The organism is Sphingorhabdus profundilacus, assembly GCF_009769755.1.
GTDB classification, from domain to species: domain Bacteria; phylum Pseudomonadota; class Alphaproteobacteria; order Sphingomonadales; family Sphingomonadaceae; genus Sphingorhabdus_B; species Sphingorhabdus_B profundilacus.
The window spans coordinates 402,106-423,250 of record NZ_SDWJ01000001.1 but is presented as its reverse complement, the minus strand read 5'-3'; the positions used below and the strand labels follow the sequence as shown (position 1 = coordinate 423,250).

Here is a 21,145-nt window from a genome sequence, read left to right as displayed (position 1 = left end):
GGTTACTTCACCAGCCAAATCTCGCCATAGCCGTTAAAGGCGGGCGCGATCTTGTGCTTTACCTCGCGCCCGGGTGCAAAAGCGAGATCGGGGAAGCGTTCAAACAGCATCGGCAGCGCAATCTTCGCCTGCGCCTTGCCCAGCCCTGCGCCAAGACAATAATGCGCCCCGCCGCCAAAGGCGAAATGCTGGATATTGGGCCGCTCGATGTCGAATTTCAGCGGGTCGGGATTGACGTCCGGGTCGAAATGCACGCCGAAGAGCGACATGTGGATGGTGTCGCCCTGCTTCACCTGCTTGTCGGCAACCTGCATATCCTGATGCGCGCTGCGGAGCACTTGCGTGACCGGCGGTTCGACACGCAGGATTTCGTCCATAGCATTGTCATGCAGGTCGGGGCGCGCGCGGAATTTGGCGAGCTGTTCGGGGTTTTTCAGCAACTGCACCACCCCTGCCCCCAACATGTCGGTCGTGGTCGAATTGCCCGCGATCAACAGCAGGCGGATCAACAGCACAATATCCTGCGTAGTTAGCATATCGCCCGCCTCCTCGGCCTGTGCCAATCGGGTGATGAGGTCATCGCTGGGGTTGGTCCGCCGCAGATCGACCTCGCGCGCCAGATAATCGGCAAGCACCGTTGTCGACTCTTCATACAACGCCGTCTGCTCCGGCGTGCGGAAGGGATTAAGCGCCTGCATACAACCCAGCGACCAGCGGCGGAAATCCTTGCGGTCAGCAGGGTTGATCCCCAGCAATTCCGCCATCACCGTGGTCGGCAGGGGCGATCCGAAAAGCTGAACATAATCAAACTCGCCATCCGCTGCGGCGATGTCGTCAAGCAGGTCACGCGCAATCTGTTCGATCCGGGGCAGCAGCGCATCGACCGACCGCTTGTTGAACGCCTGCAGAACCAACGTCCGCTGCCGCTTATGCTCAGGGTCATCGAGCATCAGGATCGAAAGCTCTTTGCTGTTATTCCCGTACAACGTCTTGGAAAAACTGCCGTCATTGGCCTTGCGCGGGTCGGCATTCAGTTCGCGATTCTTGATCAGCTCGGACACTTCCGCGCCGCGCGTCAGGAAATAGCGGCCCAATTGCTGGTCATGATGCACAGGATCCGCCGCGCGTAACCGGTCGAGCGGCACCCACGGCGTTTCGCGATAGGTGGGGTCCAAAGCCGAAAGCTGGTAGCCGGTAGGAAGCGGATTATCGTCGGACATGGGGGACTTTCGGTTGCTCGGGTTTAACCCCGACTATCCCAGATATTTTTTCGCGGCAAGCGAAGTGTCGGGAAAACGACTGGTCCCAAAACGCATGAACATCCATGCCGGGGTTCAAAGCCATTTTGCGGACAGCACGAAAGAAAGCGGCAAGGTTATGCGTATATCCCAAGCATTTCTGGCACCACCATCGGTAAGTTTGGTCGAAACTCCACCGGGCATCAGAGGGGCCCTGATCTCAGATCAAAGCAGGCTTTCCGGTCGCATGACGCACCCGCTCAAGCCTTCTCCAAAGCCTCGCTCGCCGCAACCCAGCGGGCCTCGGCGGCTTCCTGCGCGGCGACGATCTTGCCGCGGCGCTGGGACAGTTCGCCCATGGTCAGGTTCTTATATTCATTCGCCGCCGATGCGGGGTCGAACATTGCGCGGTCGATGGCGGACAGGACGACCTCCAGCTTGGCGAGATCCGCCTCGGCGTCGCTGACCTCGCGTTTCAGCTTGGCCTGCGCCTCACGCGCCGCAGCGGCAGCTTTCTTGTCTTCCTTGCGGTCGGCCTTCGACACCTTCTCCTTCGCCGGACCCTTGCCCAGGATGAAGTCGGTATAATCCTCGATCGTGCCGGAAAATTCGGACGCCGTCCCGCCATCGACCAGCACCAGCCGGTCGGCGGTCAGTTCCAGCATGTGGCGGTCATGGCTGACCAGCACGACGGTGCCTTCATATTCGTTCAGCGCCTGCACCAACGCTTCGCGTGCGTCGACGTCCAAGTGGTTCGTCGGTTCGTCGAGGATCAGCATATGCGGCGCATCGCGGGTGATCAGCGCCAGCGCCAGCCGCGCGCGTTCGCCGCCCGACAGCTTGCCGACTTTCGTCGTCGCCTTTGCACCCGAAAAGCCGAAGCGCCCCAGTTGCGCGCGCACCGCGCCGGGGGTCGCCCCCTTCATCTGGCGGGTCATATGCTCCAGCGGGGTGTCGTCGCCGTCCAGCTCCTCCACCTGATATTGGGTGAAATAGCCGACGCGCATCTTGCCCGACGACTGCATCGCACCGTCCATCGGCGTCAGCTGCGCCGCCAACAGGCGCGCCAAAGTCGTCTTGCCGTTGCCGTTCCGCCCCAGAAGCGCGATCCGGTCATCGGGGTCGATCCGCAAATTCAGCCGCTCCAGCACCGGATTGCCCGCGCTGTAGCCCACACTGGCCAGATCAAGCGTGACCAGAGGCGGCTTCAGCTCATCCGGGCTCGGAAAATCAAAGCTGAGTGTCGGGTCATCGACCATCGCCTGCACCGGCTGCATCCGCGCCAGCGCCTTGGCTCTGGACTGCGCCTGTTTCGCGGTAGAGGCCCGGGCGGAATTGCGCGCGATATAATCCTGCAACTTGGCGCGCTGAGCATCCTGCGCCGCCTTTGCCGCCGCCAGCTGCGCCGCACGTTCGGCGCGTTGCCGTTCGAAACTGTCATAGCCCCCGGCGTAGAGGGTCACCTCCCCGTTTTCGAGGTGCAGGATATGGTCGACCACATTGTTGAGCAGGTCGCGTTCATGGCTGATCACGACCATCATCGCGGGATAACCCTTCAGGAAGTTTTCCAGCCACAGCGTCGCTTCCAAGTCCAAATGGTTCGACGGTTCGTCGAGCAGCAGCAGGTCCGGCTGCGAAAACAGCAGAGACGCCAGCGCCACGCGCATTTTCCACCCGCCCGAAAAACTGTCGAGCGGACGGCCCTGCATCTCTTCATCAAAGCCAAGCCCCACCAATATGCGCGATGCGCGCGCAGGGGCGGTATAGGCGTCGATAGCGATCAGCCGTTCATGCACCTCGGCCATGCGGTCGGGCTCCAAACCCTCCTGCTCGCTTTCGATCATCAGCGCCGCACGTTCGGTATCGGCGGCAAGCACGGTGTCGAACGGCGTCGAATCCCCGGCCGGAGCCTCCTGCGCGATATAGCCGATACGCGTGCCCTTGGGCATTTCGAGCGAACCATCATCGGCCTCCAGCGAACCGATCATCACCTTCATCAAGGTAGACTTCCCCGCGCCATTGCGCCCGATCAGGCCCACGCGCCCATAAGGAGGCAAGGCTGCCGTGGCGCGGTCAAGGATAGTGCGTCCGCCAAGGCGCACGGTGATACCGTTCAAATTGAGCATGATGGCGCGCGCCTAGCAGAGCGCGCGGCGCGTGTCATGCAGGATTATGGGGTGCGCTGGGTAAACCTGACCCCTGCCGGTCAACCGCCATCAGTTTCCCGCCTGCCATTACCATTATCCGTTCCGCCGCCTCGATGGTTTCGCGGCGGTGGGCGATGATGATGCGGGTGATGCCCATGGCGCCGATGGCGGCATTCACCGCGCGTTCGTGGGCGGCGTCCAGATGGGCGGTGCCTTCGTCCATGATGAGGATCTTGGGCTGCCGGTACAAGGCACGGGCGAGCAACACGCGCTGTTTCTGCCCGCCGGATAGGGTGGACCCCATGTCGCCGACCAAAGTTTCATATTGCATCGGCATAGCTTTGATATCGTCGTGGATCGATGCGGCCGTGGCGGAGGCGACCACGCGTTCCATATCGACGCTTTCGTCAAACAGCGCGATATTTTCGGCCAGGGAACCGGCAAACAGGCTGTCGGACTGCAGCACCGCGGCGACTTGTTCATGGAAGCTTTTATAGCCAAATCGATCCATCGGCAGACCATCGACCAGCACCTGACCGCTTTCGGGTTCGACCAAGCCGAGCAGCAATTTGACCATGGTGGATTTCCCGCCACCCGACGGCCCGGTAATGGCGACATGCTCACCTGGCTCCACCGTCATGTTCACGCCGTCAAGAACGAGCGGGTCGGTCGGCGAATAGCGGTAATATATGTCGCGCAGCTCGATCTTGCCTTTAAGTTCGGTTTCGATATCGGCACCTGCACCAAAGCTTTTATCTTCGGGCGACAGGGCAATGTCAGACAGTCGTTCCAGATGCAGGCCAAGCATTTTGAACGCAATGGCCTGATCGATCAACGCCGCCGACTTCTGAATGAATTGCGCTTTATACGCGGTGTAAGCAAAGACCATACCGACGCTGAACCCCGCGCCGTCCATTACAAACCCGACCGCGAGCCAGACCGTAACGATGTTTTCGATGCCAAAAATCACAGAATTGGCGGTCGATTGCCAAATGCCGATCCGCGCCACCCGCACATCTGCGTTTACCGCGTCGGTCAAGCGCGTCTGCCAAAAGGCGTGGCGTAATGTTTCGCGGCCAAATAACCTTAATGTCGTCATGCCACGCAAGGTTTCGATCATGGTCGACTGTTCCTTGCCGCCCGTTACAATCGCCGCCTCCTGCGCCTCGCGTTCGAAGGAGAAGGAGATAAGCCGCGACGCGCCGTACAATAGGAACGCCACCACCGCGACGAGCGCCAGCATCGGGCTGTACCAGAACATCAATGCCAATGTTAAAAGCGCCATGACCCCATCGACCAACGCCGCCACCGCCCCTTGGGTAAGCATATTCTGTATCGGCGTTATCGATTGGAAACGGGACAATATGTCGCCGGTGTGCCGCTTTTCAAACCAGTCAATCGGCAAGCGGAAAAGCCGGCGGGCCACATTGGACGCAAGGCCAAAGCCAAGCGATGTTCCGGCCACCATCAGTACAAAAGACCGCAATAGCGACGCGCCTGCATTGATGAGGGTGAACAGCCCAAAGCCGATAGCCAGCACGGTCAGCAGATCATGGTCAAGCGCAGGCAGTGCGTTATCAACCGCGATCTGCATATAATAAGGTGAGGCAAGAACAAAGGCCTGCAGCACCAGGCTGAGCACCAATATCTGCACCAGTGCCCGCTTCATTCCGGTCATCCGGTGCCAAAGCTGCGACAGCCGAAGTCGTTCGCGCTGTTTCCCGGTTTCGAAATTGTTGCTGGGCCGCAATTCAAGCGCAACGCCAGTGAAATGGTTCGAAACCTCGGCCAAGGGCAGCCATATCGAACGCCCGTCCGGATTGTGGATCAGCGCCTTGTCGCCCTTCACCCGTTCCAGCACGACATAATGGTTCATGTCCCAATGCAGCACCGCCGGAACGTGAAGATTGGCAAGCTCGGTAAGCGGCAATTTAACCGCACGCGGCGTCAGCCCGATCCGGTCTGCCAGCCCGATCAACGAACGAAGCGCGGCCCCACGCAAACTGGGGGCAAAGCGGCGACGCATGGTGCCAAGGTCGACATCAAGCCCGTGGAAATTGGCAACCATGGTGAGCGAAGCAAGGCCGCATTCGGCGACCTCGGTCTGCCGAACGAGCCTGATTTTCGAACGGCTGAAAAACCCGATATCCAACATCGCCATTTACCGGTTTCGCACGGCAAATAAGGGTTCAAACAACCATGTCAGCAACGACTGTTTTTCGGTCACAATGCGCGCCGTCAAGGACATTCCCGGAACCAGCGGTTGCCGACGCCCAAACGCCATAAGATAGCTTTGGTCCAGCGTTATGATGACCGGATATACCGCGATGGTTCCGCCATCACCTGTCCTTGCGCTTACTGCGCTGGACGCCACGGTCCTTATACGGCCTTTTATCGTACCAAATCGCTGAAAGGGAAAGGCGTCAATGGCCAACCGGACCACCTGCCCAGGCCGGATAAAGCCGATGGCCGTCCCGGGAATGGCGAGCTCGGCCTGCAAAACCGACCCCGCGGGCACGATCGTCATGACGGGTGATTGCGGATTGACCGATTGTCCTACCCGTGCGGTCAACGCCGTTACCCGCCCCGCCACAGGCGCACGCAAGACATAAGCGCGCGATCCTGCCGCATTGGCGGCCTGCTGCGCCACTTCGGCCCGCGCGGCGGATAGGCCTGCATTTTGGGCCTGTGCCTGGGCGATAATCTGGGCGCCCGAACGATCTGCTTCGGTCAAAGCCGCCTGCTTGACCGCTAGCGATTGGGTGAGCTGCGACAGGCCTTGCTGGCGGCCGAGCAAGGTCTCTTCACGCGCCTGCAAATCGCGCAGGCTGATAAAACCGCGCTCGGCAACGACGCGGACGCGGTCATAATCTTTCTGCGCCGACACGATCAGACTGCGTTGCAGCGCGATTTGCGACTGCAATTGACCGATTTCGCCGATCAGCCCGATCCGTTGCGCCGCCAATTGCCGCAATTGGGCATTGGCAGAAGCCGAAGAAGCGGCTATTTGGCTGACAAGGCTGGCATCCTGATGACCAACGGCGGCTTCGATCTGGGCAGCGGGGGACATGTTGGCCGCGCCCTCTTCTTCAGACCGGATCGTCGCCAATTCAGCCCCGGCAGGCACATTCTGCCCGTCTTTCACCCAAAGCGCAGCGACGACGCCGTTGCGCGTGGGCTGTATGGCAGAAACGCCCTTGTCCGGAACGATAGAGCCGGTTGCCACTTCGACGCGGGCGTAACCGGCAAAGGAAAGAAATATGACCGCCGCCACCACCCCGGCAAAGATCAGATAACCAATGCTTTGCCACGCCAACGGCACCGCAAGCGCAACGTCGCCCGAAAGACGGTCAGCGCGATAGGACAGGGCTTCAGGACGGAACATATAGCTTGGCGCAAGATGTCATGCATAACAGCTATTGGGCGGCCACATTTAAGTGACCGCCCATCTCACATGGAGACTTTGGTGGTTGATGATTACCTAAATTAGCTCACATCACCAAGCCAAAATTCTATACATAACAAAGCGTTGCTTTATGAATAGAAGTTAATCAGATAGTTGATATTATGTATCAATTTTGGAATACCTGTTGCTGGCGAAACTATGGATTCGGTAATATTGCTCGTCATTTGCTGGGCGATAACTGCAACATTTTGCAAGCTTAATGCACCGTCGACTTGTTCGATTTCTGCAAAGTTCAATTCTTCAATCTTATTCACGGGTATCATTTTAATAACCTTTCAGTATTCAGGTCGCATTGAAGGCGATAGCTTTACGATATACATAGTGTCAATATGTTTACGCGACTGCCAAGCAAGGATTCCCCTAAGAATCTGATAAATAAAAGATATAGATAGGATTTTTCCTATCCTACGAGTTATGGGTTGCGTATATTTCCATTGACGTGGAGGGCGCTTTTCGAAACACGGCCTGTTGCATACAATCTGTCATGTCGCACCCGCCGCCGGGGGCTACTCCTCCCCCATCCTCAACGCCGCAATAAACGCCTCCTGCGGGATGCTCACATTCCCATACTCCCGCATCCGCGCCTTGCCCTTCTTCTGCTTCTCCAGCAGCTTCTTCTTGCGCGAAATATCGCCGCCGTAGCACTTGGCCGTCACGTCCTTACGCATCGCGGCGATGGTTTCGCGGGCGATGACTTTGCCGCCGATCGCTGCCTGGATGGGGATTTTGAACAGGTGACGGGGGATCAGGTCTTTTAGGCGTTCGCACATGCCGCGGCCGCGGGCTTCGGCGGTGCCGCGGTGGACGATCATGCTGAGCGCGTCGACCGCGTCGCCGTTGACGAGGATGCTCATCTTTACAAGATCGCCTTCGCGGTGCCCGATCTGGTGGTAATCGAACGAGGCATAGCCCCGCGAAATGCTCTTTAACCGGTCGTAGAAATCGAACACCACTTCGTTGAGCGGCAGTTCATAGACCAGCTGCGCCCGGCCGCCGACATAGGTGAGCTGTTTCTGCACCCCGCGCCGGTCCTGACAGAGTTTCAGGATGGAGCCGAGATATTCGTCGGGGCAATAGATGGTCGCCTCGATCCACGGCTCCTGGATCTCGTCAATGCGGTTGATGTCGGGCATGTCGGCGGGGTTGTGCAGCTCCATGCTGCGCGCATCCTCGGTTTTAGACCGCGATAGCTGCAGCTTGTAGACCACCGACGGCGCGGTGGTGATCAGGTCGAGGTCGAATTCGCGGGTCAGGCGTTCCTGAATGATCTCCAGATGGAGCAGCCCCAGAAAGCCGCAGCGGAAGCCGAAGCCAAGCGCGGCGCTGCTCTCGGTCTCGAAACTGAACGACGCGTCGTTAAGGCGCAGCTTGCTGATGCTTTCGCGCAGCTTTTCAAAGTCCGCCGCGTCGGTGGGGAACAGGCCGCAGAAGACGACCGGCTGCACTTCCTTGAACCCGGGCAGCGGCTGCGCGGCGGGGCGCTTGGCATCGGTGATGGTGTCGCCGACGCGGGTCTGCGCGACTTCCTTGATCTGCGCGGTGATGATGCCGACTTCGCCCGCGGCGATTTCGGTCAGGATCTCGAGCTTTGGCCGCATACAGCCGACGCGGTCGACCAGATGCTTGGTGCCCGCCGCCATGAACTGGATTTCCTGGCCCTTTTTGATCACGCCGTCGATGACGCGGATCAGGATGACGACGCCGAGATAGGGGTCGTACCATGAATCGACCAGCATCGCCTTCAACGGCGCGCTGCGGTCGCCCTTGGGCGGCGGAATGCGGGTGACGATGGCCTCCAGCACTTCGGCAATGCCGATGCCGGATTTGGCCGAAGTCAGCACGGCGTTGTCGGCGGGAAGCCCGATGATTTCCTCAATCTCTGCCTTGACCTTGTCGACCTCTGCCGCGGGCAGGTCGATCTTGTTGATGACCGGCACGATTTCATGGTCATGCTCGATTGACTGGTACACATTGGCGAGCGTCTGCGCCTCCACCCCTTGCGCCGCGTCGACGACCAGCAACGCGCCTTCGCACGCGGCAAGGCTGCGCGATACTTCATAGGCGAAGTCGACATGGCCCGGCGTGTCCATCAGGTTAAGCTCATATTCGAGGCCGTCGGCGGCGGTATAGGCGAGCCTTACCGTCTGCGCCTTGATGGTGATGCCGCGCTCTTTCTCGATCTCCATATTGTCGAGCACCTGCCCCTGCCCCGACATCTCGCGGTCGGAAAGCCCGCCTGTCTGCTGGATCAGCCGGTCGGCCAACGTCGATTTGCCATGGTCGATATGGGCAATGATAGAAAAGTTACGGATGCGGGAGAGTTCAGTCATGCCAGCGCCTCTAGCAGGGCAACCCTGCCCCATCAAGCATGGCAGATTGCCCGTAATATTTGCGCCTCACCGGTGTTGATATCGCTCAAATTCGCTCCAGTCGCGCGGCCCGTTGAGCAATTCCCACGCCGCACGCTTTTTGGGATCGTTCGCAATTTGGATCATCTCGGGCCTTTGCATAAGCTCTGCTTTGCGGATGATTTCCGCCTTCACCGCCTCGACATCCACAGGTTTATGCCATTTGGAACGCTTCGCCTGATATTCCAGCTCCCACTCTTTTTTCAAACGCTTCATCCGCGCCGCGCCCGCCGCACCTTCATTCACCGCGTGCATCAAGCCGCCCGAAACGGCATATTTTTCGGGCTGGTTATGCGCGACCAGCCACATCATCAACCGATGGTCAAACCGCCGCCGTTCGCCCACCAGTTCGCCGTTCTGGTAAATATATTCGGGCGTACCGTTCATCGCATGGTCGACCAAAATGTCGAGCACCCGCCCCACCCCAAAATCCAGCGCCCGCGCCCACGCCCTGGCAAAGCTTTTCCCCTGCGGCTGGTTCCGCAGATAGTAAAAGGCCGCGAGCGTATTCCCCGTCGCCTTCGCCGCCAGCGAAACCCGCCCGGTTTCGGCGAGCACGCGAATAAACGCCCGCTGCTTCATAGCCGTAACCTGCCCCCGCCCCCCGCGCAGCAGGACAGGTTCAAATTCGAGCTGTTTGGGCAAAGTAATATCCTCCGGCACCCCCAGCCACTCCTTCCCTGCGGGCAAGGCGGGGAGGATTTCGATGTCGGAATCGGCGGCAAGGGTGGATGGGACAGAAACGGCGGCGGGGGTGGTGGATTGGTTCGTCATGTGGTAGTGTATAACCGATATGGTTATTTGTAGAAAAGAGGTTTTTGAACGCCGTTCATTGCAGACCCGCTAACAGCACAGGCCACCCCACCAGCGCCGCCGATAGTGCAACCCAAACGCTGGACTGGATCGACAAGCGGTTGCGGGCGAAGTTACGCCGAATGATTGTGGCAACATCTAGCCATATCATGAGAACTGGGCGGTGTCTGTGCGTCTCAATCCGCATTGATCGCAGATTGCAGGTAAGCTGCCCTTCGTTCAGCTAATTAACGAACGGCAAGTTACAACGTCGGAAAATAGTTGTCGGAATGTCAGGAATGTTGTGATGGGGTGGACGCCCCCCGGCGGCATTTATGTGCCATGATGGAGGTGTTGAACAACATCTGAAGGAGGCGTCCGTGTCACAACTTACTACCATTGGTCTTGATATCGCAAAGAATGTTTTTCACGCGCATGGTGCTGATTAGCACGTCACCGTGCTGCGCCAAAAGATCTTCAAGAGGACCGGCCCCGAGATTTCCGAGAATGTGTTTGGCCTCCGTTGTAGAGTCTGTGAAAAGCGCCTCATCATTATATCGGCCGACGATTTCCTTGATTGTTTCCCATGCGAAAGTTGGATCATCGAACGCGCACTCATTTAAGTTCCATCCTCGTTCCCATAGGTCATCGGGCACTTCGTTCGGGTTCGAGAAACGAGCGCATTCAATCCAGGCGGTTGCTTGTTCTGCGATAGAGAGTTTCATTTGGCTGGTATGCTTGAATAGACCAATGTCCACAATGTTGTCGTTTGCCGACAGTCCGATTTGGCGGCTGTGTTGTGGAGAGCTGACATTGACAATGGGCCCTTGTGTGCCGCACTAGAATGCATGTTTCAAGCCAGCGCAACTTCTCGTGCGGATCTCAAGTCTGGCACACTTTATGCCGTTTCTGGCGAAGCGCATTGGATCTATTATGGACAAGTGCTGCCCGACAAACGGATTGGTTTCTTTCACCGCCGGGACCATGAGCTAGCCGATCCATCCGAAATCCTCACTCGCCCATTAATGGGAGTTGTGAGCGTGGAATATCCCTCAATCACGAGGGCGTTGCGCTCTGGGGCATGGTTCAAACTTGGCAGATTTGAATTGGTTGACGACCTGCAGAGACCATGGCCGATGGTTCATTGGCCAGTTGGAACGCTAACTGTTGGTGTCTCGGATGGCACGCATGAATACGATACCAGAGTTGAAAACCCAGCAATTCAAAATATGGAAGTTATTGCGAGTTGGGATGCCGAGTATCACATCCCAGCGAGGCTTACTGCCGACTTTGGCAAAGAAGAAGCCGCATGGCACGTCGGCGGACCCGTTTGGCGCGAGCGCAAGGTTAAAGAGGAATATTCCCGTCGGTTTCCGGGTACTCCTTGGCATCAGCTGCCCCATGAATGGGTGTCAACGACTGTCAGCTAAGTTGTCGTGTCCGGACAGTCCGGTTTCGACTTAGATTTCAGAATTGCAGACATAATCCGCCTCTTCCCTAAATGGGGAGGGCGAAATTGAAGCACCCTCTTCCTCCTTATTCCCTTCTTCCTTCTGACGAAAAAAGACAGCACCCACCTCAGCCTGTCAAATTCGCCTTGAAAAAGGCCAAGGTCCGTGACCAGCTCAACTCCGCTGCCGCCCTGTCATAACGCGGGGTGCTGTCATTGTGGAAGCCGTGCTGCGTGCCCGGGTAGAAATGCACTTCATAGCGTTTCTGGCCGGATAGCAACGCCGCCTGATAGGGGAGCCACCCTGCGTTGATCCGCTCGTCCGCTTCGGCATAATGGATCAGCAACGGCGCCTTGATCGCCGCCACTTCCTCTGCCCTGGGTTGACGGCCATAATAGGGTACCGATGCACCAAGGTCGGGATAGGCCACGGCAAGCGCGTTGCATACGCCGCCGCCGTAGCAAAAGCCGACCGCGCCGACTTTACCGGTGCTGTCGCCATGATCGCGCAGATATTCAAAGCTGGCGAAGAAATCTTCCAACAGCATCGCCGGATCAAGCTTTGCCTGAAATTCACGGCCCATGTCGTCATTGCCGGGATATCCGCCCGCCGATGTCAGCCCGTCCGGGGCCAGTGCCAAATACCCGGCCTTGGCCAAACGGCGGGCGACATCTTCGATATAGGGGTTCAAGCCACGATTTTCGTGGATCACCAAAACCGCAGGCAGCTTGCCCTTGGCGTTGGCCGGACGTGCGAGCAAGCCGTTGATGGTGCCATGGCCCTCGGGGCTGGGCACGACCACCTTTTTCGTGATGATCGACGGGTCATCCGCCTTCACCTGCTGCGCCAGAGCATAATCGGGCGCGAGCTGGTTCAGGATCATCAATCCGGTGACACCGGCGGCCGCGAATTTGCCGGCTTCCTTGATAAATTCGCGCTTGGTCAGCTTGCCGTGCACATAGCCGTCGAATATTTCGAGAATATAGGGGTGAAAGTCGCTGGCTTTCATACGGGGTGCGGCGTCGGATTCGGCCATCCCTATTCTCCTTGGTTCAATGGACGAAACGCGCGACAACGTCGCGATAGGACCGGCTTACCTTAACCTGCGCGCCCGATTCGAGCACAAGGAAGCATTCGCCGTTCGTGTGCGGCTTGACTTGGCGCACCTGATCCAGATTGACGATGGTGCTGCGGTGCACCCGCTGGAACGTGCGCGGGTCGAGCCGCTTTTCCAGATCCTTCATGGTTTCGCGCAGGATCAGGGAGGTTTCTGCTGTGTAGATACACATATAGTCACCCGCCGCATCGATCCGTTCGATACTTTCCACATCAACGCGGAAAATCTGGCCACGATCCTTGACGTTGATCAGCTTTTCAAAGCGCGTCGATGTCAGGTCGTCGTCCATCGAAGGCAGGTTATCGGCGGCATTGGGGGCGACTTCGTTGATGACGCTGCGAAGCCGTTCGAGCTCGTCGGTGGTGCGTTTGGTGGCAAGGCGTGTCCGCACCCGCTCCATCGTATCGGCCAGCCGGTCCGGCTCGACAGGTTTCATCAGATAATCAATCGCCTGCGCTTCAAACGCCTTGATCGCATGTTCGGAATAGGCAGTGACAAAGACAAACAGCGGCGGATCGATATCCATAACGCCCTGCACCACCGAAAAGCCGTCAAAACCTGGCATCTGGATATCCAGAAACACAAGGTCGGGTTTCAGGGTTTTGATTTTGCGGATCGCTTCACGGCCATTGTGGCAGGTGGCGACAATCTCAATATCTTCAAAAGCCTGAAGTCTTAATTCCAAACCCTGGATGGCGAGTTTTTCATCGTCGACCAATATTGTACGAATGCTCATGCGGTTATCATTCCTTGTAATTTTGCCCCCGCTTGATTCTCTTCGACTGGTATAATGCGCGTTTGATACGGCAGTTCCAACAAGACTTCAAAACCGCCACTCGCCTTTACATAGAATTCAAACCGCTGGTCCTCGCCATAGGCCTGGGACAGCCGTTCGCGGGTATTGGCCATGCCTACCCCCGTTGACAGGCTGTGGTCTTGTTGGCCGGGCTGCAACCCCGGGCCTGTGTCGGACACGGTAATGCGAACCCTTTGGCCGACGAGTTGAGCCGTGACGGTGATATCAGCCCCCTCCTCTTTCGGTGTCACGGCATATTTAATGGCATTTTCGACAAGCGGTTGCAGCAGAAGCGATGGCACCAGCGCGTTTTCGACGGCTGGATCAATCGTGAAACAGGTCCGCAGCCTTTCTTCAAAGCGCATCTTTTCAATGTCGAGATAGAGTTTCAGCGTCTCGATTTCCTGCGTCAGCGGCACCTTTGCCGCCGCCTCGTTGATCAGGGTGAAGCGCAAAAAGGACGAAAGGCGCGACAGCATGGCGTTCGCCTGCTCGGTCTGTTTCAACAGAACCAGCGTCGAAATACTGTTCAGCGTGTTGAACAGGAAGTGCGGGTTTAACTGGTAGCGCAGCATGGTGAGCTGCGCGCTGGTCGCCTGCGCCTCCAGCCGCATCATCTGGTCCGCCTGCTCTTCGGCGCGGACAAAATAATTGATGGCGTAATAGAGTGCCGACCAAGCCGCCAACAGCACCGAATTGATATATATGGCCGCCAGCCAAAGCTGCGCGAAGGGCGTTTCGTCCACGCCATCGCGGATCGTCTGCAACACCCACACATCGATATAGGCATAGCCAATGGTCGCGATCGACATCGCCAGAAAGGTGACGCTCCACGTTATGAAGGGCCGCTGGTCAATGAGGAAACGGTAAACCACCGACAGAACGAGCGTGATGGAATAGCCGGTAACGGCGGAGATCAGGATGGGGACCAGAAAGCTGACGGGCTGCCCCTGCGCGATGCCGGACGCGGCGCGCAAAATGACGGCCCCTGCCCAACCGGCGGAATGCAGGTTCCAGAAAGCCCGGTTCTTGTCCGCGAAAAAGGGTTTATCAGTAAGCTCTAGAACCGCCATATTTTGGGTCTAGCCGCATTTTGCGCGCGCATGAAGCCCTTGTTTCACACAAAAGCCATGATAGCATGGCTATCGAGAGGAAGAGTCATATGGACAATCAGGACGATCACGCCAGTTTTCACGACATGTCGCTGAGCACGCAGGAAGATTGGCAGATCATCATGCGACACAATATTCCATTCGCGCAAAATGGCGGGCAACGGATATTGGACCATTTGAAGCTGCTCGACGGCGACTTTGGCGGCTTTGCGGTGGACCGGCTGACCCATTCGTTGCAGACCGCAACCCGCGCCTATCGCGACGGGCGGGATGAGGACTATGTTGTCATGGCCCTGCTGCACGATATCGGCGACACGCTCGGCGCGGCAAACCATCCGGATATTGCGGCGGCGATCCTGAAACCTTTTGTATCGGAGAAGCTGCTCTGGATTGTGCAGCATCATGGAATTTTCCAGGGGCATAATTTCTTCCACCATCTCGGTCTTGACCGCGACATGCGCGAACAGTTCCGGGGGCATGAATGGTTTGCCGATACCGAAGAATTTATCGACAAATATGACTGCCCGGCCTTCGACCCCGAATATGACACACTGCCGCTCGAATTTTTCGAACCCATGGTGATGAAGCTGTTCAAATATCCACTGAACAGCATCTACAAGCGGGCAATGGAAACCGAAGCCGCCGAATAATCGGCGGTGGGGCCTTATATAAAGGCGACCTCATCCCTATATAGACGGGACTGACAGCCGCCCCGCCCGTGCTGACCAGTGTCTCTTTCCGGTCGAACTTTCATTCGCTTGGCGTCCCGAGACGGGTGATACCCGCCGCGTGTCGTCCCTGCAGGTACGGTACGCGCACATGGAGTGCGCCTTTTGATCGCCTATTTCATTCTCGTCCACCGCTTTCCCGAACAGTTCAAACGCATGTTCCGCGCCATCTATGTGCCCGGCAACCAATATCTCATCCACATCGACCGCACTTCAGGTCCGGAAATACAGGCCGACATCACCGCCTTTCTGAAACCCTATCAGGGCACCGCCATCCTGGAATCGCGCCCCATGTTGTGGGGTGGATATAGCCTGGTCGACGCCGAACTGCGCGGCATGGCGAAGCTTTTGAAAATGAGCAAAAGCTGGACCCATTATATCAATTTAAGCGGACAGGATTTCCCGCTGAAGTCACAAAATTACATAAGGGACTATCTGCGGTTGAACCGGGGCAAGCAATATATCCGCAATGTGGACCAGCATCTGGTGCGGCCCGATACCGTTAACCGGATCAGCCATTATTTTATCGAAGCCCTTGGCCGCATTTTCCGGACGGGAATCAAGCATGAACCGATGACCGGCGTCACGCCTTATATCGGAACGCAGTGGAAGGTTGTTACCCGTTCCTTCTGCGAATTTGCCTGCAACGATGCACGGGTCAAGCCGTTCCGCACCTTTTATCGCCGCAGTTTGATCGCGGACGAAGCCTTTTTCCAGACCCTGATTATGAACAGCGGAAAGCATGGTGAAATTATCAACGACGATCTGCGTACCATTGACTGGGTCCCGGATGGCGACATAAAATTGCGTCCGCGCACTTTTGTGAAGTCTGACGCTATGCGCCTGACGCTAAGTCCCGACTTTTTCGCCCGCAAGTTCGACGAAAGCGAAGATGCCGATATATTTACATTATTGGAAGCACATCTTCTGACGCCTGCGGCCAGCCAATTTCGCAATATTGCGAATGCCGGCCCGCTTGCCCCCACGCCAGCACTTGCTGCGTAAACCAAGGAGAGAAGAGATGGCAAAAAGCCAGAAGAAAACGAACCGCGAAGCGCGCAAACCAAAGGCCGAAAAGCCCAAAAAACCGAACGCCTCCAATCCGTCGACAAAGGGTAGCGTCGCCGGATTGATGGCATCCAAGTCCTAGCGTCTTAACGTCCCAGCAACACCCTCGCCTGCCCGGCAATTTGCGCCAGCATGGCGGGGGTTGGCATTCCGGCCATGCGCGCACGGTCGACCATCGCCTTGAACGCACGAACACGCGCGTCATTTTCCGATAGCCATGTCAGGGCGTCCGCCAGTGATTTTTTGGCCCCGCGACGTCGGAGGAAATCGAGGCGCATTGCCTGGAAATCACGTGCCAGTCCCGCAACCAACAGGCGTTCCCAAGGATCATGCGGGTCCATCTGCATCGCGGTTCCTTGTGCCCAACCGATCCCCAGAGCATCACCGATTGCGGTAAATGCCTGTGTCAATGCGGTCACATCCGCCTTTTGCGTTGCGGACAGGGCCGCCAGGCCGATGGCACCGTCAAGCTGCGCCATTTTGACCAGCCGGTCGGCAATCTTACGCGGCGCGCCGCTGTCAACAAGACGGGTGCCAAAGCTTTCAGTCTGATGCCGGACATCTGCGGGCAGAAGATCGCCCAGCGATTCCGACAGTTTTTGCACCACAGGACTATAAACAGCTGTTGTCGCGCCGACGTCGCGACCTTCGGTCGCGTTTCGGATAATGTCTGCCATTTGCGCCCGCACTTCGACAGAAGTTTGATTAAACAGCAACAACCGCGTCGACTCTGGCATCTCTGCGGTGTCGATGGCCTGCCACAAGGATGGCAAATCATAGATCCGCTCGGCAATGGCAAAGGCGGCGGCAACGTCGCCCAGACCGCAGCCTTCTTCTTCAGCCAGTTCGAATGGATGTAATAGGCCCAATCGGTTTATCATCCGGTTGGCAAGCTTGGTCGCGATGATTTCCTTACGCAGACGGTGCGCCAATATCGCGGACTTGTGTTTTTTGACCATGGCCTGCGGAAAAGCGGCCAGCAATTCGCCTTCCATAGATTCATCTTTGGCAAGTGGAGCGTGTTCGACGCCGTCTTGCACAGCCAGCTTTGCCGTTGACAACAGGACTGCCAGTTCAGGACGGGTCAGCCCTTTGCCTTCGCTGGCTCGGCGGAAAAGTTCCTCATTAGGGGCAATGCCTTCGACCACGCGGTCAAGCCGTCCGTTGCTTTCAAAGGTTTCGATCAGCCGAACATAAGCTGGTAAATCGCCCGGTCCGCCCGTTTCGGCGATGGATAGCGCCAATGTTTGCAAGCGATTATCTTCCAATACCAGATGCGCGACGGCATCGGTCATTTCGACCAGCAATTTGTTACGCACCGGTTCTTTCAACTTACCCGCGCGCATTTCTGCATTCAGGGCAATTTTGATATTCACCTCATTATCCGAACAATCCACGCCTGCGCTATTGTCGATAAAGTCGGTATTGATGCGGCCGCCACGCAGCGCAAAACCGATACGCCCTGCTTGCGTTACGCCAAGATTTGCGCCTTCGCCAATGACCTGCGCCCTGACATCCGCGCCATTCACGCGGATCGCGTCATTGCCCGGGTCACCCACATCCAGATGGCTCTCGCTCTTGTCCTTGATATACGTCCCGATACCGCCAAACCACAAAAGCTGAACCGGCGCTTTCAATATCGCGGTCATCAGTTCGGATGGTTCAATTTCTTTGGCATCTATGCCCAGCAAAGCCCTGATTTCAGGGGTCGTTTTGATGCTCTTTTCACTACGTGCAAAGACGCCGCCACCTTTGGAAATCAATTTGGAGTCATAGTCCAGCCAGCTGGATCGCGGCAGGTTGAACAATCGCTGCCGTTCTTTCCAACTGATGGCAGGATCGGGGCTGGGGTCGAAAAAGATGTGGCGGTGGTCAAATGCCGCAACCACTTTCAAGGTTTTTGACAATAACATGCCATTGCCAAATACGTCACCCGACATGTCGCCGACACCGGCCACCGTGACGGGTTCTTTTTGAACATTGATCCCCATTTCGGCAAGGTGGCGTTGCACCGAAAGCCAGCCGCCTTTGGCCGTGATGCCCATGGCCTTATGGTCGTATCCAACCGACCCACCGCTGGCAAACGCATCGCCCAGCCAGAAATTGCGTTCAAGCGCAATGGCATTTGCGGTGTCGGAAAATGTGGCGGTTCCCTTGTCTGCCGCAACCACGAAATAGGGATCTTCCCCATCATGGATCACGACCGATTCAGGGTGTACAACCTTGTCGTTGATGATGTTATCGGTAATCGACAACAATGTGCGGATGAACAAACGATAGCTTTCGGTGCCTTCGGCAAACCATGCATCGCGATCAATCCGCATATCGGGCAGGCGCTTGGGATAGAATCCGCCTTTTGCCCCTGTCGGCACGATCACCGCGTTTTTGACGCGCTGCGCTTTCATGAGGCCAAGCACTTCGGTGCGGAAATCGTCCCGGCGATCAGACCAGCGCAAACCGCCGCGCGCCACGGGGCCTGCGCGTAAATGGATGCCTTCGACGCGGGGCGAATACACAAAAACCTCGCGCCAGGGTAAAGGCGCAGGAAGCCCGGGAACCTTTGCGCTATCCAGCTTGAACGCGAGCGCATCGGCAGCGGCAGGCGCAAACGCATTGGTCCGCAAAGTCGCCCGCACCACGCCCAGATAACGGCGCAATATCCGGTCTTCATCAATCGCAGAAACGGCGGAAAGACCGGCATCTATCGCCTTACTATATTTGGCAGATTCCTTATCCCTGTCGCCCGTTGCCGCAGGGTCATGCATGGCATTGAATAGAGCGATAATCGCGCGGGTGACGACTGCATGCTTGGCAAGTGCCGCAACGGCCGTGGGCATACCATAGGTTACGCCCGTCTGGCGCAAATAGCGGTACCATGCCCGCAACAGGATGACCGATTGCGGTTGCAGCGCCGCGACCGTGACAAGCTGGTTGAACACATCATTTTCTGCATCGCCGTCCAAAACCTGACTGAGCGCGCTTTCCAATATCGGTGCCCGTTCCATGACGCTGGCTGCATCGCTGCCGCGCAATCCCAGTTTGAAGTCATGGATATAATTGCCGTCATTCAGGGCGGTTGGCGATTCCTCCAACACGTCGAAACCGAAATTTTCCAACGCCGGAACCATGTCGCTCAACGGCATTGCACCGCCCTCGCTAAACACCTTTAGCCGAAGCACCTCTCCATTACTGGATAGTCGGGTGATCTTGCTATGGTCCCTTTCCATTTGCAACAGACCAAGCATATCGCGCGCGGCTTCTTCCGAAGAATAACGGGTGCGGTAATTGCCGGGGAACAATGCGCCATACCGCACCAGCATCGCGGCCGCGCGCTTTTCATCGGTCATGCGGGCAAGTGCGACCTCCACCGCGGGTTCCCATCCACGAACCATCAATTCCAGCCGTTCGTCCAATTGCCCTTCGTCAACCTGTTGATTGCGGTCAGGCAAATCAAGCGTGTAGCGCAGCAAGGCAATGCCGCCATCTTCCAGACTGATTGTCCAGCCGAGCATCGCACCGCCGGTTGCAGCGACCAGCATATCCTCAATCTGCTTTCGCATTCCGGTCGACACATCGTCACGCGGCAACCAGACAAAAATATACAGATGGCGACCCAGTGGAGATCGTATCGCCAATAATTTGGGCCTTGGACGGTCGGTCAGCGACATGGCGGTCAGCGTCACGCGCTCAAGCTCCGCCAACTTCAACGAAACCAGCAGGTCATGCGGCAAAGATGTCAGAACATGAGTCATTGCCTTGCCGGCATGTCCCGACGGATCAAAGCCGAACCGTTCCATCAAAGTTGCCAGATGGGTCCGTAACACCGGGATCCGATCCGGCGCGGTGGCCAGTGCCGCGCTGGTCCACAGACCGGCAGAAACCGACAGACCCGTAATCGCACTGCCGTCGCGCACCGGCACGACAACAAGGTCAAGCTGGACATGGCGGTGCACACTCGACACCCGATTGGCCTTGAGTATCAGCGGCGCGCGGCCGCCTTCTTCAAACCATTTGATCGCAAGCCCGACACTTAGTTCCGACAGAAGCGGCGCGTTACTGACCCGCGACAGGCCAAGGCGTTTGGAGCTTTTGCCATCGCGCGATAAATTTTCATGGCCCAATATGGTCATATTATTATCAAGGAACCAGCGCACCAGCGCCGCGCCCTCGCCATCGGGCAAGCTATCCCCATCCTCAGACATCGCGCCCAGCATCTTGCGCCAATCCGTGACTGCACCGCGCACGTCGCGCAATACGGCCAGCAAATCATCTTCCAATGCGCGCCGTTCCTTTGCATCGACTCTGTCGGTTTCAAGGTAGATGAAGGATTCGCGCGTAATCGATGCGTCGCGTTTGCGGCTTACCGATTTCAACAGGCCAGATTCGTCGCGGGTGGTGCTCAATACCGGATGGATCAGACGCCGGACGCCAATGCCTTTGGCGGCCACGGCGGCTGAAATCGAATCGACCAGAAACGGCATGTCATCATTGTTCATGGCGATCCGCATCGCCATACGGCCTTGCGGGTCAGTAAAACTGTCTAGTGCTACGCCCGCTGATCCTGCCTTGCGATCATACGCCAATTGCAGGGTAAAACGCGCCGCCTCTTCACATGCCTTTGTGTCAAACCCCTCATTTTCCCCCGGCAATGCGCTGTCGGCGAACGCGGTGGCCATTGCTTTCAACAGGCTGTTTTCAATATTCGAAGATGGTTTTGACAATTTGGCAGCAGCCATGAAAGTTTCTCCTAAGCCCACGACATTGGGGATTCGTCGTTCTGAATACGACGCAATCTATTGTAATTTTATTTCAATGCTTATGC

General features: G+C 57.2%; 17 protein-coding genes. 4 read left to right on the top strand and 13 right to left on the bottom strand.

Translation table 11 applies throughout. The annotated features are described in order from the left end of the window. Positions 1 to 2: 2 nt before the first annotated feature. The 9 genes from EUU23_RS02025 to EUU23_RS01990 all read right to left on the bottom strand — a co-directional run bounded on the left by EUU23_RS02025 (position 3) and on the right by EUU23_RS01990 (position 10,776). Positions 3 to 1,220 (bottom strand): cytochrome P450, encoded by a 1,218-nt coding sequence (locus tag EUU23_RS02025; protein WP_160352460.1) that lies wholly within the window; start codon positions 1,218 to 1,220, stop codon positions 3 to 5. A gap of 278 nt (positions 1,221 to 1,498) precedes the next feature. After that, positions 1,499 to 3,364: an ABC-F family ATP-binding cassette domain-containing protein gene (locus EUU23_RS02020; protein ID WP_160352459.1), complete on the bottom strand. Its 1,866-nt coding sequence runs from the start codon at positions 3,362 to 3,364 to the stop codon at positions 1,499 to 1,501. A 34-nt stretch (positions 3,365 to 3,398) separates the two neighbouring features. Continuing rightward, a complete protein-coding gene (locus tag EUU23_RS02015) occupies positions 3,399 to 5,546 on the bottom strand; it encodes a peptidase domain-containing ABC transporter (protein ID WP_246156018.1) in 2,148 nt (715 codons plus the stop codon). Further along, positions 5,547 to 6,770, bottom strand: a complete 1,224-nt coding sequence (locus EUU23_RS02010) for a beta-barrel domain-containing protein (protein WP_160352458.1) — start codon at positions 6,768 to 6,770, stop codon at positions 5,547 to 5,549. 149 nt (positions 6,771 to 6,919) lie between these two features. Then, positions 6,920 to 7,105, bottom strand: coding sequence for a hypothetical protein (locus EUU23_RS02005; protein WP_160352457.1), 186 nt, complete (start codon positions 7,103 to 7,105; stop codon positions 6,920 to 6,922). Positions 7,106 to 7,357: 252 nt separating this feature from the next. Next, the gene (lepA, locus tag EUU23_RS02000; RefSeq protein ID WP_160352456.1) at positions 7,358 to 9,181 is read right to left on the bottom strand and encodes a translation elongation factor 4; all 1,824 of its coding nucleotides are present in this window, start codon (positions 9,179 to 9,181) and stop codon (positions 7,358 to 7,360) included. A gap of 66 nt (positions 9,182 to 9,247) precedes the next feature. Continuing rightward, the gene (locus tag EUU23_RS01995) at positions 9,248 to 10,033 is read right to left on the bottom strand and encodes a hypothetical protein (RefSeq protein ID WP_160352455.1); all 786 of its coding nucleotides are present in this window, start codon (positions 10,031 to 10,033) and stop codon (positions 9,248 to 9,250) included. A gap of 55 nt (positions 10,034 to 10,088) precedes the next feature. Further along, positions 10,089 to 10,223 carry a hypothetical protein gene (locus EUU23_RS14240; protein ID WP_281346867.1) on the bottom strand — a complete coding sequence of 45 codons (135 nt, stop codon included), beginning with the start codon at positions 10,221 to 10,223 and terminating at the stop codon, positions 10,089 to 10,091. Between the two features lie 211 nt (positions 10,224 to 10,434). Beyond that, positions 10,435 to 10,776 carry a hypothetical protein gene (locus tag EUU23_RS01990; RefSeq protein WP_160352454.1) on the bottom strand — a complete coding sequence of 114 codons (342 nt, stop codon included), beginning with the start codon at positions 10,774 to 10,776 and terminating at the stop codon, positions 10,435 to 10,437. A gap of 123 nt (positions 10,777 to 10,899) precedes the next feature. Here EUU23_RS01990 and EUU23_RS01985 point away from each other — a divergent pair, with 123 nt between their 5' ends. Further along, a complete protein-coding gene (locus EUU23_RS01985; protein ID WP_160352453.1) occupies positions 10,900 to 11,481 on the top strand; it encodes a hypothetical protein in 582 nt (193 codons plus the stop codon). 148 nt (positions 11,482 to 11,629) lie between these two features. Here EUU23_RS01985 and yghX read toward each other — a convergent pair whose 3' ends face one another. From yghX to EUU23_RS01970, 3 genes are read right to left on the bottom strand one after another with little or no spacing between them, the layout of a single operon-like run. Further along, positions 11,630 to 12,538: a YghX family hydrolase gene (gene yghX / locus EUU23_RS01980; RefSeq protein ID WP_160352452.1), complete on the bottom strand. Its 909-nt coding sequence runs from the start codon at positions 12,536 to 12,538 to the stop codon at positions 11,630 to 11,632. Between the two features lie 16 nt (positions 12,539 to 12,554). Further along, positions 12,555 to 13,355, bottom strand: coding sequence for a LytR/AlgR family response regulator transcription factor (locus EUU23_RS01975; RefSeq protein ID WP_160352451.1), 801 nt, complete (start codon positions 13,353 to 13,355; stop codon positions 12,555 to 12,557). Continuing rightward, positions 13,352 to 14,488 carry a sensor histidine kinase gene (locus EUU23_RS01970; protein ID WP_160352450.1) on the bottom strand — a complete coding sequence of 379 codons (1,137 nt, stop codon included), beginning with the start codon at positions 14,486 to 14,488 and terminating at the stop codon, positions 13,352 to 13,354. Before EUU23_RS01970 ends, EUU23_RS01975 begins: the two co-directional genes overlap by 4 nt. 89 nt (positions 14,489 to 14,577) lie before the next feature. On the opposite strand from EUU23_RS01970, the gene EUU23_RS01965 reads away from it, so the two are divergent. The 3 genes from EUU23_RS01965 to EUU23_RS14235 all read left to right on the top strand — a co-directional run bounded on the left by EUU23_RS01965 (position 14,578) and on the right by EUU23_RS14235 (position 16,405). Continuing rightward, entirely contained in the window at positions 14,578 to 15,177 is a 600-nt protein-coding gene (locus EUU23_RS01965; protein ID WP_160352449.1) for an HD domain-containing protein, read from the top strand. Between the two features lie 183 nt (positions 15,178 to 15,360). Beyond that, a complete protein-coding gene (locus EUU23_RS01960) occupies positions 15,361 to 16,260 on the top strand; it encodes a beta-1,6-N-acetylglucosaminyltransferase (RefSeq protein ID WP_160352448.1) in 900 nt (299 codons plus the stop codon). A 16-nt stretch (positions 16,261 to 16,276) separates the two neighbouring features. Then, a complete protein-coding gene (locus tag EUU23_RS14235; RefSeq protein ID WP_281346866.1) occupies positions 16,277 to 16,405 on the top strand; it encodes a hypothetical protein in 129 nt (42 codons plus the stop codon). Between the two features lie 4 nt (positions 16,406 to 16,409). On the opposite strand, the gene EUU23_RS01955 is transcribed toward EUU23_RS14235, so the two are convergent. Then, positions 16,410 to 21,059, bottom strand: a complete 4,650-nt coding sequence (locus tag EUU23_RS01955; protein ID WP_160352447.1) for an NAD-glutamate dehydrogenase — start codon at positions 21,057 to 21,059, stop codon at positions 16,410 to 16,412. Positions 21,060 to 21,145: the final 86 nt, after the last annotated feature.

Excerpts from the sequence above, each read along its gene's own strand:
- EUU23_RS02025 (WP_160352460.1), bottom strand. The coding sequence starts at position 1,220 with ATGTCCGACGATAATCCGCTTCCTACCGGCTACCAGCTTTCGGCTTTG.
- EUU23_RS02020 (WP_160352459.1), bottom strand. The coding sequence starts at position 3,364 with ATGCTCAATTTGAACGGTATCACCGTGCGCCTTGGCGGACGCACTATC.
- EUU23_RS02015 (WP_246156018.1), bottom strand. The coding sequence starts at position 5,546 with ATGGCGATGTTGGATATCGGGTTTTTCAGCCGTTCGAAAATCAGGCTC.
- EUU23_RS02010 (WP_160352458.1), bottom strand. The coding sequence starts at position 6,770 with ATGTTCCGTCCTGAAGCCCTGTCCTATCGCGCTGACCGTCTTTCGGGC.
- lepA (WP_160352456.1), bottom strand. The coding sequence starts at position 9,181 with ATGACTGAACTCTCCCGCATCCGTAACTTTTCTATCATTGCCCATATC.
- EUU23_RS01995 (WP_160352455.1), bottom strand. The coding sequence starts at position 10,033 with ATGACGAACCAATCCACCACCCCCGCCGCCGTTTCTGTCCCATCCACC.
- EUU23_RS14240 (WP_281346867.1), bottom strand. The coding sequence starts at position 10,223 with ATGATATGGCTAGATGTTGCCACAATCATTCGGCGTAACTTCGCCCGC.
- EUU23_RS01990 (WP_160352454.1), bottom strand. The coding sequence starts at position 10,776 with ATGAAACTCTCTATCGCAGAACAAGCAACCGCCTGGATTGAATGCGCT.
- EUU23_RS01985 (WP_160352453.1), top strand. The coding sequence starts at position 10,900 with ATGTTTCAAGCCAGCGCAACTTCTCGTGCGGATCTCAAGTCTGGCACA.
- yghX (WP_160352452.1), bottom strand. The coding sequence starts at position 12,538 with ATGGCCGAATCCGACGCCGCACCCCGTATGAAAGCCAGCGACTTTCAC.
- EUU23_RS01975 (WP_160352451.1), bottom strand. The coding sequence starts at position 13,355 with ATGAGCATTCGTACAATATTGGTCGACGATGAAAAACTCGCCATCCAG.
- EUU23_RS01970 (WP_160352450.1), bottom strand. The coding sequence starts at position 14,488 with ATGGCGGTTCTAGAGCTTACTGATAAACCCTTTTTCGCGGACAAGAAC.
- EUU23_RS01965 (WP_160352449.1), top strand. The coding sequence starts at position 14,578 with ATGGACAATCAGGACGATCACGCCAGTTTTCACGACATGTCGCTGAGC.
- EUU23_RS14235 (WP_281346866.1), top strand. The coding sequence starts at position 16,277 with ATGGCAAAAAGCCAGAAGAAAACGAACCGCGAAGCGCGCAAACCAAAG.
- EUU23_RS01955 (WP_160352447.1), bottom strand. The coding sequence starts at position 21,059 with ATGGCTGCTGCCAAATTGTCAAAACCATCTTCGAATATTGAAAACAGC.